This is a genomic window from Psychrobacillus sp. FSL K6-1464 (assembly GCF_038003145.1).
Lineage (GTDB): Bacteria > Bacillota > Bacilli > Bacillales_A > Planococcaceae > Psychrobacillus > Psychrobacillus psychrotolerans.
Genome location: NZ_JBBOOP010000001.1, coordinates 3,550,621 through 3,566,879 on the forward strand (window position 1 = coordinate 3,550,621; position 16,259 = coordinate 3,566,879).

21 protein-coding genes are annotated in these 16,259 nt (G+C 36.6%); all 21 read right to left on the reverse strand.

The genetic code is table 11. The features are described from left to right. Nucleotides 1-26: 26 nt before the first annotated feature. Entirely contained in the window at nucleotides 27-791 is a 765-nt protein-coding gene (locus MKX39_RS18205; RefSeq protein ID WP_340770970.1) for a M15 family metallopeptidase, read from the reverse strand. 1 nt (nucleotide 792) lies between these two features. Next, on the reverse strand, nucleotides 793-1,044 hold the full coding sequence (locus MKX39_RS18210; protein ID WP_445678036.1) for a phage holin: 252 nt from the start codon (nucleotides 1,042-1,044) through the stop codon (nucleotides 793-795). Nucleotides 1,045-1,052: 8 nt separating this feature from the next. Further along, entirely contained in the window at nucleotides 1,053-1,352 is a 300-nt protein-coding gene (locus MKX39_RS18215) for a hemolysin XhlA family protein (RefSeq protein ID WP_340770972.1), read from the reverse strand. 128 nt (nucleotides 1,353-1,480) lie between these two features. After that, nucleotides 1,481-1,813 (reverse strand): hypothetical protein, encoded by a 333-nt coding sequence (locus tag MKX39_RS18220; RefSeq protein ID WP_340770974.1) that lies wholly within the window; start codon nucleotides 1,811-1,813, stop codon nucleotides 1,481-1,483. A gap of 100 nt (nucleotides 1,814-1,913) precedes the next feature. Next, the gene (locus MKX39_RS18225) at nucleotides 1,914-2,066 is read right to left on the reverse strand and encodes a hypothetical protein (protein ID WP_340770976.1); all 153 of its coding nucleotides are present in this window, start codon (nucleotides 2,064-2,066) and stop codon (nucleotides 1,914-1,916) included. A 50-nt stretch (nucleotides 2,067-2,116) separates the two neighbouring features. Further along, nucleotides 2,117-2,410: a hypothetical protein gene (locus tag MKX39_RS18230; protein ID WP_340770979.1), complete on the reverse strand. Its 294-nt coding sequence runs from the start codon at nucleotides 2,408-2,410 to the stop codon at nucleotides 2,117-2,119. A gap of 15 nt (nucleotides 2,411-2,425) precedes the next feature. Beyond that, nucleotides 2,426-3,958 (reverse strand): hypothetical protein, encoded by a 1,533-nt coding sequence (locus MKX39_RS18235; RefSeq protein WP_340770980.1) that lies wholly within the window; start codon nucleotides 3,956-3,958, stop codon nucleotides 2,426-2,428. After that, on the reverse strand, nucleotides 3,955-5,067 hold the full coding sequence (locus MKX39_RS18240) for a siphovirus ReqiPepy6 Gp37-like family protein (protein ID WP_340770981.1): 1,113 nt from the start codon (nucleotides 5,065-5,067) through the stop codon (nucleotides 3,955-3,957). Before MKX39_RS18240 ends, MKX39_RS18235 begins: the two co-directional genes overlap by 4 nt. Nucleotides 5,068-5,069: 2 nt before the next feature. Next, nucleotides 5,070-5,957 (reverse strand): phage tail family protein, encoded by an 888-nt coding sequence (locus MKX39_RS18245; protein WP_340770983.1) that lies wholly within the window; start codon nucleotides 5,955-5,957, stop codon nucleotides 5,070-5,072. A gap of 9 nt (nucleotides 5,958-5,966) precedes the next feature. After that, nucleotides 5,967-10,205, reverse strand: coding sequence for a phage tail protein (locus tag MKX39_RS18250; protein WP_340770986.1), 4,239 nt, complete (start codon nucleotides 10,203-10,205; stop codon nucleotides 5,967-5,969). Between the two features lie 224 nt (nucleotides 10,206-10,429). Next, nucleotides 10,430-10,783: a hypothetical protein gene (locus MKX39_RS18255; RefSeq protein ID WP_340770988.1), complete on the reverse strand. Its 354-nt coding sequence runs from the start codon at nucleotides 10,781-10,783 to the stop codon at nucleotides 10,430-10,432. Nucleotides 10,784-10,786: 3 nt separating this feature from the next. After that, the gene (locus tag MKX39_RS18260; RefSeq protein WP_340770990.1) at nucleotides 10,787-11,365 is read right to left on the reverse strand and encodes a major tail protein; all 579 of its coding nucleotides are present in this window, start codon (nucleotides 11,363-11,365) and stop codon (nucleotides 10,787-10,789) included. Between the two features lie 16 nt (nucleotides 11,366-11,381). Further along, entirely contained in the window at nucleotides 11,382-11,711 is a 330-nt protein-coding gene (locus MKX39_RS18265; RefSeq protein ID WP_340770992.1) for a hypothetical protein, read from the reverse strand. Next, nucleotides 11,708-12,073 (reverse strand): HK97 gp10 family phage protein, encoded by a 366-nt coding sequence (locus tag MKX39_RS18270; RefSeq protein ID WP_340770993.1) that lies wholly within the window; start codon nucleotides 12,071-12,073, stop codon nucleotides 11,708-11,710. Before MKX39_RS18270 ends, MKX39_RS18265 begins: the two co-directional genes overlap by 4 nt. Continuing rightward, entirely contained in the window at nucleotides 12,063-12,407 is a 345-nt protein-coding gene (locus MKX39_RS18275; RefSeq protein WP_340770995.1) for a hypothetical protein, read from the reverse strand. Before MKX39_RS18275 ends, MKX39_RS18270 begins: the two co-directional genes overlap by 11 nt. Beyond that, entirely contained in the window at nucleotides 12,394-12,690 is a 297-nt protein-coding gene (locus MKX39_RS18280; protein ID WP_340770997.1) for a hypothetical protein, read from the reverse strand. Before MKX39_RS18280 ends, MKX39_RS18275 begins: the two co-directional genes overlap by 14 nt. Continuing rightward, nucleotides 12,690-12,866 (reverse strand): hypothetical protein, encoded by a 177-nt coding sequence (locus MKX39_RS18285; RefSeq protein ID WP_340771001.1) that lies wholly within the window; start codon nucleotides 12,864-12,866, stop codon nucleotides 12,690-12,692. Before MKX39_RS18285 ends, MKX39_RS18280 begins: the two co-directional genes overlap by 1 nt. A gap of 23 nt (nucleotides 12,867-12,889) precedes the next feature. After that, entirely contained in the window at nucleotides 12,890-14,314 is a 1,425-nt protein-coding gene (locus tag MKX39_RS18290; protein WP_340771004.1) for a phage major capsid protein, read from the reverse strand. After that, nucleotides 14,311-14,892: an HK97 family phage prohead protease gene (locus MKX39_RS18295; protein WP_340771007.1), complete on the reverse strand. Its 582-nt coding sequence runs from the start codon at nucleotides 14,890-14,892 to the stop codon at nucleotides 14,311-14,313. The genes MKX39_RS18290 and MKX39_RS18295 overlap by 4 nt, the downstream gene beginning before the upstream one ends. Beyond that, on the reverse strand, nucleotides 14,876-16,084 hold the full coding sequence (locus tag MKX39_RS18300; RefSeq protein ID WP_340771010.1) for a phage portal protein: 1,209 nt from the start codon (nucleotides 16,082-16,084) through the stop codon (nucleotides 14,876-14,878). Before MKX39_RS18300 ends, MKX39_RS18295 begins: the two co-directional genes overlap by 17 nt. A gap of 4 nt (nucleotides 16,085-16,088) precedes the next feature. Beyond that, a complete protein-coding gene (locus MKX39_RS18305) occupies nucleotides 16,089-16,256 on the reverse strand; it encodes a hypothetical protein (RefSeq protein WP_340771016.1) in 168 nt (55 codons plus the stop codon). Nucleotides 16,257-16,259 lie beyond the last annotated feature (3 nt).

Consider the following 16,259-nt stretch of genomic DNA (forward strand, 5'->3'; position numbering starts at 1 on the left):
TGCATATTTGAATTATACCATGTAAATTATTTTGTTTCGTCGACCAAATAGGTAGTCCAACCATATTTTTCTTTAATTTTTGCCTCTACTTCTTGTGCAGCTTCTTTTATCGTAAATGTTCCAGTGTAAATACGATACATAGGGTTGAATGAAGTAGTATCAGCTGCCTCATATATTAGCAACCCAAAATCCGCCTTTATTTTATCTACTGCATCCGCAAATGCTCGAGCGTTTGGAAACGTACCTGTTTTAATACGGAAGATACCTTTTGTTATAGTCACCTCTTTGACCTCCTCCTTTATTAATGTTGGGAATGTCGGACGTTTACCCGCTCTTAATTGCGAAATTGTTAACCCTTTTGTATATTGCAAATGAGGATAGTCTTTAAAACTTGTCCAATCTCCACCCCACTCAAATCCCATTGATTTAGCAATGGCTGCAACACGTCTCCATTTATCGTTGACCGTCCACAATGAAATATTGCCATCATCCGATACAAGGAAATAATCTATTGCAAGACCATAATTGTGGACGGATGTACCTGGCTTAGCATTGGAAACAATGGATCCAATAGAACCGTACTTTTTTCCACTCCATATATAGTTAGGCCTGCCTTGACCATATATATATGCTTGGTCTGTATTTGACCGAAAACCACTGGATATCTGGACAAGTATGCCCTCGTTATAGCAACGAGTAAGCAGTTCAATTGTGTATTCTTTTATCTGTGGATGAACATCTCCTAAACGTTTAACAGAACGATCTATGAGTGTTTTTAATGATACAGTCATATTAATTCAACCCCTGTCTCTCTAATGCATCTTTTTGACGTTTACCCTTCCAAGTTAAATAATTATTCATAAACCAAGCCCAAACTGCAGCAATTGCTGTAAAGCCCCATGAAATTACCTCTCCCCACAATTCTTCTGACCCAGGTATTGGATTCAATCCTGTTGATACTAAGAACTGATTTAAGAGCGCAAGAAAAAGCACGATAGAACGAATCTTCGTACCATTGTCCATCTTTTTAGTTTTATTCATCATTTTTCCTCCTAAAATATATTTGCTATTGCAATTCCCACGATGCCACCAACGATTGCGGTAATAACTGCAGTAATTAATGCGCCAGTAATCTTACGTCTAATCCAGTTGGTATCGTCTTTAATTTCGCTCAACGTAGTTTTTAAAGCGCTAATTTCATTGTCTTGTAATTTGTCTGATAATTTCAAATCAGCTATATCTTTAAGTGCATCTGAAATTTTCGCAGCATCGATAACTTGTTGATTTTGAATGTTATTGACTCGAGTTTCGATGGTACTTTTCCAAACGTCCATATTATCTATCTCCTCCATAATTCCCCCCCTGAACACATATTTTTCTCTAAATAAAAAGAGCACCCAATTGGATGCTCTTCAGTGTTGATTATTTAATTATTGATACGACACATAATGTTCCGGAAGCTTCTTAGAAAAATATAGGACTACTTATCCTGTCTAAAGTACAAAGCATTTTCTAACTGCTCAATTTTATATTCTAACTGTTGAATTTTAAGATCCTGTTTCAAACTACTTTCAGTAAAAAATGGTTTTATAAACACATTTTTTAATGCGTTAAATACTTCAAGTATTGCAACCGCAAATGTAAATTCTAAAATATTATTATCCAACATATTATAAAAATTTTGGACATATTCATTTATATCCTTACCTTCAGTTAGACCATTCATTTTTATATATAAAAACAGCCATAAAGCCAAGATTGAATAACCAGTGAATTTTACCAATTCCAATAAACCTTCAAAAATATTATACATTTTTATTCCCCCCTAAAATATCATACAGACATTTAGGTAATATTCCAATGTATTTTCTCATAAATCACGCTAGCTTATACTACGTTTAATCTACTAAACATTATTCAGTCGTCGGAGGAACATAATCGCCTGCTAAAAACCCTACACCACTATCATCTAAATGTTCATATACTCCTGGTTTCAAAGTACTTGGTACAGTATCAAATTCCATTTTCCCTAAAATAACACGTTGCGCTAATAATAAAGCCATCATATCTTCATCTCCTAGTATTTTTATTATAATTCGTATTAAAAAACGAACTATCATGGAGTTATCGTCAGAATAATTTCTGCCAACACTTCCTCATGAAAGTCCGCTCTGTCTGAATTTGCTTGTGACTGTGCTTTTAGTAATGTGTTATCTTGTTTGAGTTCTCCATATTCTTCTTCCGGTACAGTTACATAAACTATCTTTTTTGTATCTTCTTCTGGACTGTCGGAAAAAATTAGAAAGTTACCTTCTGATATATTGAGCTCTTCAATTATCGTCTTGTCTTGGTGCTCCTTTATTAAACCATCCCTTTGGTCATCTGATTCATATTGAAATACATATCTCAAAAATATTCACTCCAATCATACTATTGTAGTTGTTACGGGATTTGTACTTAGTACAGATAACTTAAAACTCATTGGAACATTGGAGGCACTCGCCCCATTTGAGTACGCTGATAGTTTTATACTATCGCTTGCATTTACAGTAATATCCTCAACATATGTCACATCTATACCCGAGCTAGTGGTACGGAAAATTCCAGTAGGAACACTATTCACAAGTATTTGAGCATTACCGGAGGTCCCACTTGGATTGGTACTCCTCATAGTAAAAGTGACCCGATAAACTCCGGCTTTACTAACACGAACATCAACCCTAATAGATGGAACACCATGTATACCAGCACTTATTCCTGTTCTCTCATAGATTACTACATCTCCGGCACTTACTCGGGGAGTCAATACTTTCCCGCCATTATAATAACCAACAGGAATAGCAATATCTGATGTCGGGGAAGCTTGTATATTTGAGAATCCCCGATTGACCATTGTTCCTGTTTTTAAATCACCAGTTGTAGGATCAGTGTAAGTTGTTCCGCTCAAAACCTTATCAGCAGTTACATTTCCTTCTGCCCCCCCTTCACCCTGTAAGATAAAAGCCCCTTGACCGAAATAGGCTGCAGAACTATATCTAAGCGAATAGATGACTCCTTTTTTTAGGTTTCTAGCTTCACTTCCATTGGGCTTAAGGATATTTTTACTGCCAAGACCGTTGACCTTTATAACAAGGTTAGAGCCGGGTCCATTAGTTGTATCAGTATTGAGCTGGATGACCAAACCCATACCGTCTTTATATTCGACAGGTGCCGGGTCTAAAGTTATAGAGTAGGATGGGCTTGAACCAGTTGTAATCCCGTATCCCGGATGCTTTATATAATCAGCCTTATGTGACGCAAGAGCATCTGTATTTGAATTAATTAAATTAAGTAAATTACCAGCAACATCTCCACTTAAAATATCCTGTAACGATGCAATCCAAGCATCAAATTCAACTTGTTTGTCTGTAGTAAAATTACCGTACCACGTTTGATATTGATTAAATATTGTCGTTGTATCTACTTGATCTACTACACCGTGGACGATACCGCATAGAGCTGAATTCAATCGTTGGTCAGTAATATTTGCCTGAGTAATGACAGTAGCACCATTATTTATTAATACATCGGCAAGTGCCAATTCATAAGCATCAACATTACGTTGCAAAGCAGGAGCTACTGGGGTACTGGAAAACGTTCCTTTTTTAATCAACACATCTATTTTTCGAGTTAAATGGTTTAATCTCATTACTACTCGGTCAATACGTTTTAATACTCCGTCTGCAACGTCATGATTAAGGACGAAGTTCGAATCATTGACTAAATAATAACCATTGATCCATCCTTGGCCAGGACCAACAATAGTCGTCATGTTTGTATTTGCAATGACTTGAAGATTTGTGGAGGGATTAGGGAAAACTCCATTACCTATGAAACTAGCAAAGTAGCTTGCAAACCACTTGGCGTTATATTTTCTGTCTCCATCGACACTGTTAAAAATACCAGAAGTTAAAGTCATTTGTATTTCACCACTTTCTTAACAATTTTTTCACTGTATGATGGAATATTAGAACCAAATTCAGTCTTGATATCCACCCCATTTCGATTACTTGTAATAGTTGCTTTAGTTACTCTTGTATGAAGGACACGCCCAATATCATCATTTCTCACACTGACTTTATCTCCTAATCCATAATCGGTCCCAAATACAAATTGCTCGTCCACAATGTCAGATTCAAAGGTTTCTATCGGTTGATAGTCCGCTAAATTTTCATTGCCACGAGCAATTAACAAGTCGTTATATTCAGTTGCAGTTAAGATTACTTCAGTATCGTCATCATCCTTATATTCACTTTGAATGTCACGAGCATCGATATAAATTTCCCGTCTATCAAAGCCTGAAATACTATCATTTGCGATTGCTACAGTCCGAGAAATATCCTCACCTTCTCCTGCAACAACAGCAACATTCTTAAAATCCACATTGTTATATACATAGTTTTGGTTTGTAACGTTTTCGAATTCTTTGGAGAAGATAATATGCGGATTTACATTTTGCAAAGTGCTACGATCTAAACCTTGCCATGTATATACTTCATACTTTTTGTCCTTATGATTCATCAATACATCAAAAGAAATTTCGTTTACTTCACAGATACTAAAACAATATTCACTAACTTCCCCTCCAGATTTAGAAGTATCAACAGTAATGTTAACCCCACTATTTTCAACAAGTCTTAAATTAGGAATAATACGATTTGGATTAACTGGATTAATTGCATTCGTACTGATGTAGTACTTAATCGCATCTTCTATATTTCCATAATATGTTTGTTGCTTTAATATAACTTTCCAAGAGAGCATCCAGTTGAGCGAATAGGCGTAAACAGTGATTTCAGAATCATCATCGTTGTATTCAAAATGTTGAATAATGTAACCGTAATTTATATTAGTTGTAGTAGTTAAGATGTTATTAATCTTTAACTTTTCCAATACATTCGGTTCATTAACAATACGCAACGTTAATTCACTGTAAGTGTAGTAATTCTTTTTAATCTCTAATTCAACATACTCACTAATTTCACCAACTCTATTGAAATTGAGGTCAAAAACATTTAAATCAATCATGTTTACACCCCAACTCTCTTATTAGTGAATATCATCGAAACTTCTAAAAAATCCAATCCGCTATCAGCGTCATATCTAAATAGATTGTCTCCCACTTCTAATTGAAGCCATGTTGAATATAAATCGACTGTGTTAAATACATTCGATACAACATTATTACGAGTGAGTTTAACATTGCGTTTTCCTTGATAAGTAGATACCTCAATTACATCACCAGGTTGCATTGTAGTATTGAGTTTTAATTCTTCGTATGTGTTCACATTCAACAATTTGGGTTTTACTACCTGTGATAATGCTGTAAATCGAATCAACATTCCACTTGTGTCAGAACCTTCATTAAGGACATTTACTATTAAAGAAGGAGAACGATAACCAACTTCGATTCCTTCTTCCACAACTTCGAGGGGAAACTCTAAATTAGACACCCATAAGGCAATATCAACTTTAGTTTCAGCAGTTTCATAGATATATGGATCACTGCAGCTAAATTGTAGTAAACCCTTTTGCCATATATTATTATCATTTTCAAAACCTTGTGGAAGACTCGGTGTAGATAATAACTCAGCTTTTAGATATAACTCACTGCCGCCTTTTGTTGTAAAATCTAGCCTCATTGGATTTTTCAATGGATTCAGTACCTTGTATAATTCTTCTCTTCGCTCTTCTATCCAAGCGTAGCTATTCTGATCTCGAAAAATCAAAAAAGATGAATCTAAATCCCGTGATTCTAATTTTGTGTTTTTATATCTCGCACCATTTCCAGTAGTCGTAGAAGTATTAACCGTTGCACTTAACCCCGATAAATCAAATCCATCAATTAAACGAAAGTGACGACCGAACTCAATCGAATCACCACTACTGTTAGTAATTTTTAATTCCTTGATAATCAAATCCACCTCCTATAATCCGAATACCATTTTTCTCATTTCTCGTTTTATTACTTTTTCAGGACTTTCCACTGTGTAAATTTGGAATGTGGGGTTGTAATTCTTGCTATTGTCCACGGTTGAAGTGGATGAAGGTGAAGGTGAACTATAACCCATAGATTTATTCGCACTATTTGCGAGAGAACCATAAACGTTACTCACAGAATCCGCTAATCTTCGAGAAGAATTAGATACTTTGGCAAGCATATCGTCCATTCCAACAATAAGACCTTCACCGATATTAATACCAAAACCTTTCATTACACGGGATGGACTATGAATTTGCAAAGCACTTTGAATAGCTGCGGATATAGCATTTGCTATTTGAGTTGCTTTTGTGATTAAAGAACCTTCCATACTAGCAAGTCCGTCTAGAAGACCTTGTCCTGCATTCACACCTACCTGGTGCAAACTAGATAATTCAGTATCTGTTGTTCGAGTAATTGATTGGATAGATAACAACCATTCTCTTTCTAACACACCCAATTGCGTGTTAGCAGCTAAACGCATTTCTATAATACGTAATTCTGTATCTTCCTTCATGCCTGCAAGTTCTTCAGAAGCTTGTTCTCGTGCTAACATAAATTTCTCGTTATATAACTCTGTATATCTAGTTAATTCATCAGCAGATAGAGTATTCAACGCTTGTAATTCTCCAAGTGCTTTAGGACCCAATGCTTCTAGTTCTTCCATTAATGCCTGGTCATCGATTTTACCCCAAAGAGAATCTAATGTTTCTCTCCAAGCCTTCAGACCATCTACTTGTGATTGAGCGTTATTAAGTAAGTCCTGCCCAGACTTATCATTAGTTACTACAAATGCTTCAAATTGACCCACGAAGTTACGTATGGCATCCACACGACCGCTATAAGCATCCTGATAAGTTTTAGTTAAATCTTCTTCACCCTTTTTCAAGTCATCATTAATTTTTTGTATTTGACCTTGATAGTTTGTATTAATGGCGACCATCTCTTTATTAATTGTATCTACAGCTGTTTTATATAATTTTTGTGCTTCAATTTTTTCTTTAGTTCCATCTGAAAATAACTTAGCGGACTCTTGCCAAATCAATGCTTCATCCACAAGTGATAGTTGTTCAAGTGATTTTTTATCTTGTATAAATAATTTTACTCCCTCCAACATTTCTTTATTAGAGGTTTCTAATATTTTGAAACTATCAGCCGCTGACTTCTTCTCAATGTCTGCAATTTTTTTTGCAGAATCTTCTCGTAATCTCTGAATCTTTATATTCTCTGATTCATTAATTTTGCGTTTTTTTGCATAAGCGGCATTTTGGATTTTCTCAATATCTTCATTTGTACGTTTATTGATTTTGGTAATTTCGGCACTTGTCGCTTTTTCGATTTTAATCGTTTCAGATTTGTAATGATCCATTATATCGATAATGGCGTACCCTATATCTTGCATTGATTTAGCTACACGATTACTAGTAGAATCGATTCCATCCGCTAAACCAATACCTACCCACTTACCAATTAGAGCCATTACACGAGATGGTGACGCAATTCCAAGAATATCCTTGGCCCATTTAGGAATACTATTAGCGATTTCCTTCACCTTATCTGTAACCAATGACGCCATAGAACCAATACCATTAACCAATCCTTGTATAATATCTTTACCGATTTGTTTTAAATTGATTCCTTTTAGAAAATCTACTGCTTTTCCCCAAATATCTTCAACACCTTGTTTGGCATTACTCATTTGAGTTTTAACATTCGTAACAAAATTTCGGAAAAAGCCAATTACTTTGGAAAGCGTATCGTCTGTAAAACTTCGAATACTGCCACCCATTGTTTTAAAAACACCAAAAACGTTATCCCACATACCTTTTATTAGCGACAATGCACTCTTTCCTAAATTTGCTAGTAATGAACGGATACCACCAACAAAAGTAAGCGACAACCAACCGATGATCACATTAATTGCTCCAAAGAATAATTGCTTTACACCTTCCCACATCTTGCTGAAATCACCTGTAAATAAACCGCTAAATATTTTAACTATACCCATAATGACATTAAGAGCACCACTTATTATTTGTTGAATTGCAGTCCACACGATTTTTATGATAAGTTCTATGGCTGGCATAACAAATTGAATTACCGCCATAATTCCATTAAAAATATTTTCAGCTGCTTGAAGAATTTGTGCGCCATCAGTATCCCAAAACTGTTTAATTTGTGCTATTTTTTCCCCAATAAAAGAAGCCACTGTTTCAAATACAGTGACCGCTACATTTTTAATCGATTCAAATACGCTAGATAAATTGTTCCTAAAGGTTTCGCTGTTCTGCCATAACGCTACAAAAGCTGTTGCTAGTGCAGCTATAGCCCCTATTACGATTAATATCGGCGCTCCAATTCCAGCAATTGCTAACACTAACGCTGGCCATAAAGAGACCAATGATCCTATTGCCGGCATTAACACTGCGAATCCACCAACTAAAATACCAATGGCCGTTCCTATTGCAATCAAAGATGCTACAAGTATGGGATTGTTTGAGGCCCATTCAGCCAACATCGAAACAATGCCCGCAATCCCCATTAACAATGGTTTAAAAGCAATCATCATGTCATTGACTGCATCTTTCATTTGAACCATTGGATCTGCGTTATACCTTTCTGCCGATGCATTAAATTCATTTTGATTTTGTATAGTTTTCCCTTGAGCATCTGCTAACCCCTGAAATACAGCAATCATGTTATCGCCTTGATCTTCGGCTTTCGTTCCAAATACTGCAATTGCCATTTCGTTTCTTAAGGAATCGTCCTCTATGGTTTGTAACCAAGCAGAAACTTCCGACATAGCCTTGGCGCCTTCTTCACCGCCACTAGCAACAGCCTTACCCCAGTTTTGCATTTCTTTGGTAGAGACAGTTGTGCCTTTTAATACGGCCGCTAATGCTTTCGGCACTTCTTTGCCATATTCTTTCATCTTTATATTGGCTTCTTTAACCCCATCATTAAGATTATCTATATTCCAAGTTTTTAAATCTACACCATTTTCAAATATCGCTTGTATTTGTGCGGTGTTATATCCGATATCCTTCATTTGTAATCCGTATTCAGCAATCGTATCTAATTGTTCTGGTGGGAAACCGAACTTCAATAATGAATTTGTTAAATATAGCGCTTCTTCATTGCTAATTTCTAAAGCTGAAGCTATTTCATTTACCTCTTGAATTAATTCAATAAAATCAATGCCTGCATAAGTTTTAGCGATAACTCCTGCGCCTTCAACGATAGATGCATTTGTTGCATCAGATGCATCTTTATTGAGCGCCCATTGTCGCCTAACACCTTCTAAAGCTTCTTCTCCCTCCACACCATACTTGTCTATACTTTTTATTGCTCCCAGTATGGATTGTTTCGACTCTTCGGGTACATTAAAACTTATGTCAATTTTCGTATCTAACGAAGAAGTATCAAGCGCTGCTGATACTACACCTTCAATTCCTCCTCCAGCAACTAATCCTCCGATAACACTTGTTAACTCTTGTCCAAATCCATTTACTGCATCTTCAGCTGCATTAGATTCTTCGGTGATACGGGCTAAGTCTTGACGGATTTCATCTAGATTTGCTCCATTATCTGCATTACGTAAAGCTTCACGTAATTGATCTACATCTATCCCGGCACCCAATGCTTGTTGCCCCATTAAACGTAAAGCACGTTCCATTTGGTCGGCACTTGCAGAGCCATCACGTATAGCTTGTGTAAGGCGAGTTCCTAACGTTCCCGAGAATTGTTCAACATCTGTTCCAGTAGCTTCGAAAAACGTTCCTAATTGTCGTGTAGTTTGTGATAAACGATCTTGTTCGGCGCCTAGACTTCCTAATTGACCTTGAAGACGATTCAGTTCTCCTTCGGTCTGTTGTAACTCACGTCGAAATGCTCTGTATTGTTCTACACCAATTTCATTACGCTCAAATTGAGCCTGTACTTGTGATTGTGCAGTACGTAATACGTCTAGTTTGTCGCTTGTGGATGCAATAGAAGCTGTCAATAATTCTTGTTTTTGACGGACTAATTCAACATTACCTGGATCAAATTTCAAACCTCGTTCTACTGCTTTTAGTTCGTCCTGTAAACTCTTAGATTGGTTATTTACGCCTTCTAAGGCTTTGTTTAATGCTTTTGTATCCCCACCGATTTCAATCGTAATACCTTTGATACCTTTATTCGCCATTTATTCTCACCTGCCTTAAAATGCATCAAAATCAGATTGTGACGCTTTTCTTGCTTTTGGTTTCTTATCCGGATTTTTCATTTCGATGTATTCATCGATATAATCAAGTACCATGCCGATTGTCATAGTTTCTAAATCACCATGTGCTAATTTGCATTCATGACATAAAACAAGGTACGTCTCAGTGGTGATTGGCTCACCATTTGACGTACCTTCGTTATTGTTTATTTTTTTTTAGATGATGAAATGGATGCCGCTATCATATCTTGCAATTCAGGTATGATCTCCATAATCGGAAATTCATCAAACCCATCAAGCCAAGATAACGGATCTAGAATTTTTGTATCAGCTGTTTTAGCTAGTGTCCATGCAATATCAAAAAACACATCAAAATCGATTCTACTTGCTAATTCAAGTTGCTTTGCTTCAGTTACTTCGCCAGTTTCTTGATTCATAACGCCCAAACTAATTAAATCTTTAAAGAAATCACGCTGAAACTGCATTTTATAGCGTTTAGGTACCGCACCACTTGATTTAAAACTTACTTGTTGTCCACTAATCTCAATTGTTTTTTCCAATGTTTACGCCCCCGCTACTGTCTTTTTGTAAACACTCGTGTACCAAGCATCATAAATAGCAGATGTTGTAGTAGCGATTGTTTTCGTTTTAACGATTAACTTTCCGTCAATTTCAATTGGACTAGCAACAAGGGTTAATTCGTTTGTTCCTGGTTCTGTTGAAGTTGTTTTAGTACTACCTGTAATACTTGGACGATTCGCTGTGCAATTAAATAAAACATGACGAGTAGCCTTTACATCCCCCTCAAATTGGAACATGAATGCGAATGGTTTCCCTTGAGCATCTGCATACTCAGATACTACTCCGTCATCCTCATCTAACGTCTCCCCAAGTGCATCAATTGCGAATTGTTGAGGAATAGTCGCTATTTCTAATGAAGCATCATAGCCTTGGTTACTTGAAGCTACGTAGTATAAAATATTGTCTGCATAAAACTCCGTTAATTCACCACGTGGATCTAACGTCAAACTTACTGCCCCAGGAATCATAATAGGTGCTTCAAATGTAACTACATCACCAACTACTGAATAAGGTGCGAATGCTGCTTTACTTAAACCAAACTGTACTTTGTTTTCTGGCATGTTAATTTCTCTCCTTTTAAATTAATGTGATGGAAAATGTGCATTTAAAAACTCCCTCGGTTTCTATGAATTGTTCATCATAGTACCAAGAGAGTTCGTTTTCAGTGAGCATGGATTTTACTTTTCCTTCTGCTACTAGATTTTTAGTTGTTGAATATAGTTCAATATCAACCAATGTCGATTCGTGTATCGGCTTGTTATCAGCACTAAAAGTATCACTATCCACAACGAGATAACATATGAAAGGTGGTGAAGGGGCTGGATTTTCCTCGGTATTCACAAAATGCGAATAAGCAACTGGATAGCCGAGATCTAACAACTTTAGAGCAAATTGTGATAATGTCATTCAGTCAGATCCCTTCGTAATTCGTCCTCAAACTTTTCAATCATCTTGCCTTCAACAGGTGCTATGTGGACTCTTGCCGATACTCGACCGCCATTAACTTTCGCATGACCTTTTTCGAGTAAGTGTGTTAATCGATAATGATCTTTATTGTGGAGGACAAACACTTTCCCTACTTTTTTTAATGACCAACTTTTAGCGTACTCACCACCACCCGGGGATTTAGGAGAATCAGCTTTCAACATCTCAACGCCTTCAGCTGCAATTTCTTCTGCAATACGTTGAACTGATTCGTCTGTTTGGTTGGCATACAATGCTAGTTGTCTGTTAATTTCATCGGCAAGGTTGTTAACGTTAATTCCCACCTATACGCACCTCACAATACAGCTCAATATTTCCATCTTCCCTACCAAATGTACGATAAACAGAGTACTTTTTACGATTGTATTCAAGCACTTTTTCTCCATCGTATTCATCGTGATTCATGATAATAGTGATTTCAGCTTTAAGACCTGCTTGCATGGTTACTGAAAATTCCTTCTGGCCAACACTCAATTTACTGCAATACACGAGCTCGGGTAACGTAACCTCTATTTGTTGTAATAAATCATCAAGAATAATAGTAGTGGACATTAAAAAACACACATCATCTAACGATACATGTCTACTGCTACCTATGGATTGTTTAAGTGATGGCATCTGTGGAAGCACCTGCCTTTTGAATGACACGATTATTAATACGATACTTAAGGTTGCGTGACAAACCTACATCTTCTTGACGCTTACGGTAATTCCATACTGCATAATCGACAATTAGTTGCATGTCTTCCACAGTTGCAATAGATAGATCAACGCCCATTTTGGATAATTCAATATTGCTTGTTTTTAAGATATTGGTGAAATAGGTATCACGTAAACCATGTGTGATACCCAAGTCTAATTTTAGAAGTTGCAGAGAATTAGTGTGTAACTCTTCGTTCATTATTCTTCACCAACTTCAGCTATTAGCGGTTCTCCAATCTTGTTTTCATTACCAGCTAATTCTTCAATACGTTCTTTTCTCGCACGTCCTTTGCGTGGATACTTATCGCCCACTTTATACACATGGTTTTCATCTTCTAAATCTCTAAATGATTTAATAACTTCGACTTTACTCATGAATCATCAACCTTTCTATTGTTTTATGCTCCTTCAACAACTGGCTCGTTTGCTTCATCCGGTGCAAATGTTACAGTTGTTTTTGGTGCAGTTGCCAAAATATTCAATGCGACAAATCCATTTCCAGAGATTGGACGACCATCATAACGAGCCGTACCTTTATAAACTGTATTATCTTGAATAAATTGTACATGTTCAGATACTGCAAAAGTAGATCCTGAACGTTCTGCTAAGATGTAATGAGAACCATATCCACCAACAATATCCCCATCCGCCATGAATGGAAGAATAACGATTTCACCGCCGATAATAGGCATTGTATTATTCACGCTTGCTACAATTGCGCCAGCTGCGTTAAACGTTACTAGTTGTGCTTGTAATTCTGTGTAAGTGATTTCATTCATTGCCCAGAATTTTTCTCCGTTTCCATAGTTCGCTTTTGCTCTCCCACTTTTACGAATTAAATCAGCAAACAAATTCGCAGGAGTATCACCTGTAACTTGAGTGATATTAGTAGAAGAAAGGTTAACCCAATCACGTTCATTATTACCCCAGTAAGAAGGTTTAACTATTTCAGCAAGTCGAGTAACAATACCAACTGGCATTTTAACTCCTGTTCCATAAAGGATAGCTTTGTCTACAGCAAGACCAATTGCCTGTCCAAGAGCATCAAATACTTCACTACCTAAGTTAAAATCAGAATCCTCTAAAGTTGCGTTACATACTGGAATATAACCGCCAACTTTATACCCATCCATTTGCAACTGATAGAATTTAAGATCTAATTCATTTAAAGCAGCGCAAGCCTCTGTCCAAACTGCTTCTGGAATGTCACCAACAATATTTACTCGTGATGTACCAGAAAGAGGTTTCAGATTTACTTTGCTAATCAATTTAGAATAGCGGTGTAAATTATCACGAATTAAACCAAGAATTACATCCGGAACACCTAAGTTTCCACCCTCAATTGCTCTCGTTTGCATCGATTCTTTTTGGAAGCTACGCTCACGAATATTTGTTAAGAACCCTTTTACTTCCTCACGTTTCACTAATTCTTCTGCTGCAGAACGCTCCATACCTTTAAAGAAACCTTTGTTTACTTTCATCCCTGTCTCACCTCGTGTTTGATATTGTGGTTGTGTCTGTGGTTCTGCCGAACGTGTCTTATTCGATGGAGCATTCGAATTTAATTTTTCTAGTTCCTTTTCTAACGTTTCAATTTCTCCTTCTAAGGAGGATTTCTTTTCATCCACATCAGTCTTTTCTTTATCAAGTTCATCTACTTCGCCCTCCACAGTTGAAATTTCTTCTTCTGTTTTAGCTTCCTCTAAAGAACTCTCTAAATCTTGACTGCGTTTTTCGAACTCTTCCTCACGTAGCATTAAATCTGCTAATGCTGATTGTCGTTGTTCAATTTTCTTTGAAATCATTAATTGTTTTAATGTCATCTTTTCAAACGCTCCTTTAATTGTAGTTTTCGTTGTTCCATCTTGCGTTCTTGCATTTCATCAAACTCTGCATGTCTTGCTTGAATACTTGTATCTTGATAAGCGGGGAAAGTCACCACTGACACTTCGTGTAAATCAGCTTTATTGATTGTCCATTTAACCGTGTCGTCCTCTCGCCATTCCGTTTCTTCTTCTATGACATTAAAACCAAATGAACATTGATCAACATCGCCTCGTTTTACCCGAGAATACAATGCCATTGCTACAGGATCATCAGGATTAATTTTCACTGTCCCCCACAATCCTCTTGAATCTGTTCGTAATGCTAATGTACCTGGTTTGGTACGTCCCAATACCGAAGCTGTATCGTGATTGATTAAAGCTCGAATATCATTTGATAACGTGTCATCAAATGCAGTAGGTGAAATTACTTCATATGCACCACGCCACAATTCCGTTTCGCTATTAAAAACTGCAAAATAACCTTCGATAATTAGATTTTCATTTTCCGTATCATCACGAGTTGTAAGTTCTACTGTTGCACTCCGGTACATAATTTCTTTACGATTGACTGTCATCTTTTTTATCACCTCCTTGATTTAGTTTCTTTTGAAGTCCAATTGTATCGGCAGGAATATAATTTTCTAACATGACAAGCTCGTTTAATCCTTTCAATGGAGATAACCCAACTTTGTCACGAACCTCATTACCTGGAGAAAGACCTTTAACATATAAATCACTATAAACTGCTGATATTTCTGTAATGGAATAAGCATATAAACTATGCGGGTTTAATTTGAAATACCAATTAGGTTGATATAAGAGCCCTTTAGTTAATACCTGTTCGACACCTTTAGCGATAGGCAATATGGTTGTATTGATGAAATTGTTGTACTCATCTTTGCTATAATTACCGACACCCAAGAAAAAAGCCGGAACTCCTAGGAGACCAGCCACCGTCTTTTTATCAATTTCTACTGCGTCATTAATTGCTAAATCATTCAACGTTAAAGGTTTGACTTGTTCAATCTTCACTAGATCTGCAGGGATAACCCATGGCTTGCCACCATCTGTTTCTGAAATATATTTATTTAATATCTTGTCTCGGCCTTCTTCACTCGTCATTTCTTCTGTCATTGCATCGACTGCAATAATAAGAGGTGGCTTCCATTTATCACTCATAAAATTCTTCTTTGTGTGCATGGCTTGCTTCAGATTCTGAACTAAATCTTTTAAACTTACCTGTAGTCCCTTACCCTGCCATGGTTTATTTGGATCTGGATTATGCACAAAATGTAGGATTTCATCATGATTATATGTTTGATTTCCATAACGGACCACATAACCTTCATCTGTTTCAAGAAAAGAAACATTAGATGGTATGAGTGGTATTAAATCAGCGATTAACCCATCTTGTACCTTCGGATAAACAACGCTATTTCCTCGACCTTCAATTAACATCGTATAAACGATATTGTACATCCATGTCTTTCTCGTCATGAGTGAGTATGGACTTATATCGATTTTTCGAGATAAAGCGTTTTTTACTCGTACGTCTCCATCTTCTGTATTTTCCATCAGATGGATGGTCATGGAAGATATTAAATCTGCAATTTTATGAACAGCCGTTTGGACTTCAGGATTGTCCGACAGTTTAGAATAGCCTCTAACGAGTAATGAACTATCCTCGCCAGATAGAAATAAACCTACTGGAGATTGAGTCGTACCTGCTCTCGTTTGTCGTTCACTACGTTTAAATAGAACTCCCACTTATTTATTCACCACCTTTTCGTTGGAGATGCACTAGGAAAACAATACAGATTAGCAATATTCCGGTGGCGATAAAACCAAGTGGAATGTAAAGCATAAAAAAACCTATCGAAAGTAATATCACTCCGATAAGTAGCAAGGTTTCTAAGATATTTTCTTTTAGTAGTTTCAAACG

Excerpts from the sequence above, each read along its gene's own strand:
- MKX39_RS18220 (WP_340770974.1), bottom strand. The coding sequence starts at position 1,813 with ATGTATAATATTTTTGAAGGTTTATTGGAATTGGTAAAATTCACTGGT.
- MKX39_RS18280 (WP_340770997.1), bottom strand. The coding sequence starts at position 12,690 with ATGAACGAAGAGTTACACACTAATTCTCTGCAACTTCTAAAATTAGAC.
- MKX39_RS18235 (WP_340770980.1), bottom strand. The coding sequence starts at position 3,958 with ATGACTTTAACTTCTGGTATTTTTAACAGTGTCGATGGAGACAGAAAA.
- MKX39_RS18260 (WP_340770990.1), bottom strand. The coding sequence starts at position 11,365 with ATGCCAGAAAACAAAGTACAGTTTGGTTTAAGTAAAGCAGCATTCGCA.
- MKX39_RS18240 (WP_340770981.1), bottom strand. The coding sequence starts at position 5,067 with ATGATTGATTTAAATGTTTTTGACCTCAATTTCAATAGAGTTGGTGAA.
- MKX39_RS18265 (WP_340770992.1), bottom strand. The coding sequence starts at position 11,711 with ATGACATTATCACAATTTGCTCTAAAGTTGTTAGATCTCGGCTATCCA.
- MKX39_RS18285 (WP_340771001.1), bottom strand. The coding sequence starts at position 12,866 with ATGAGTAAAGTCGAAGTTATTAAATCATTTAGAGATTTAGAAGATGAA.
- MKX39_RS18225 (WP_340770976.1), bottom strand. The coding sequence starts at position 2,066 with ATGATGGCTTTATTATTAGCGCAACGTGTTATTTTAGGGAAAATGGAA.
- MKX39_RS18290 (WP_340771004.1), bottom strand. The coding sequence starts at position 14,314 with ATGACATTAAAACAATTAATGATTTCAAAGAAAATTGAACAACGACAA.
- MKX39_RS18250 (WP_340770986.1), bottom strand. The coding sequence starts at position 10,205 with ATGGCGAATAAAGGTATCAAAGGTATTACGATTGAAATCGGTGGGGAT.
- MKX39_RS18295 (WP_340771007.1), bottom strand. The coding sequence starts at position 14,892 with ATGACAGTCAATCGTAAAGAAATTATGTACCGGAGTGCAACAGTAGAA.
- MKX39_RS18210 (WP_445678036.1), bottom strand. The coding sequence starts at position 1,044 with ATGATGAATAAAACTAAAAAGATGGACAATGGTACGAAGATTCGTTCT.
- MKX39_RS18205 (WP_340770970.1), bottom strand. The coding sequence starts at position 791 with ATGACTGTATCATTAAAAACACTCATAGATCGTTCTGTTAAACGTTTA.
- MKX39_RS18215 (WP_340770972.1), bottom strand. The coding sequence starts at position 1,352 with ATGGAGGAGATAGATAATATGGACGTTTGGAAAAGTACCATCGAAACT.
- MKX39_RS18275 (WP_340770995.1), bottom strand. The coding sequence starts at position 12,407 with ATGCCATCACTTAAACAATCCATAGGTAGCAGTAGACATGTATCGTTA.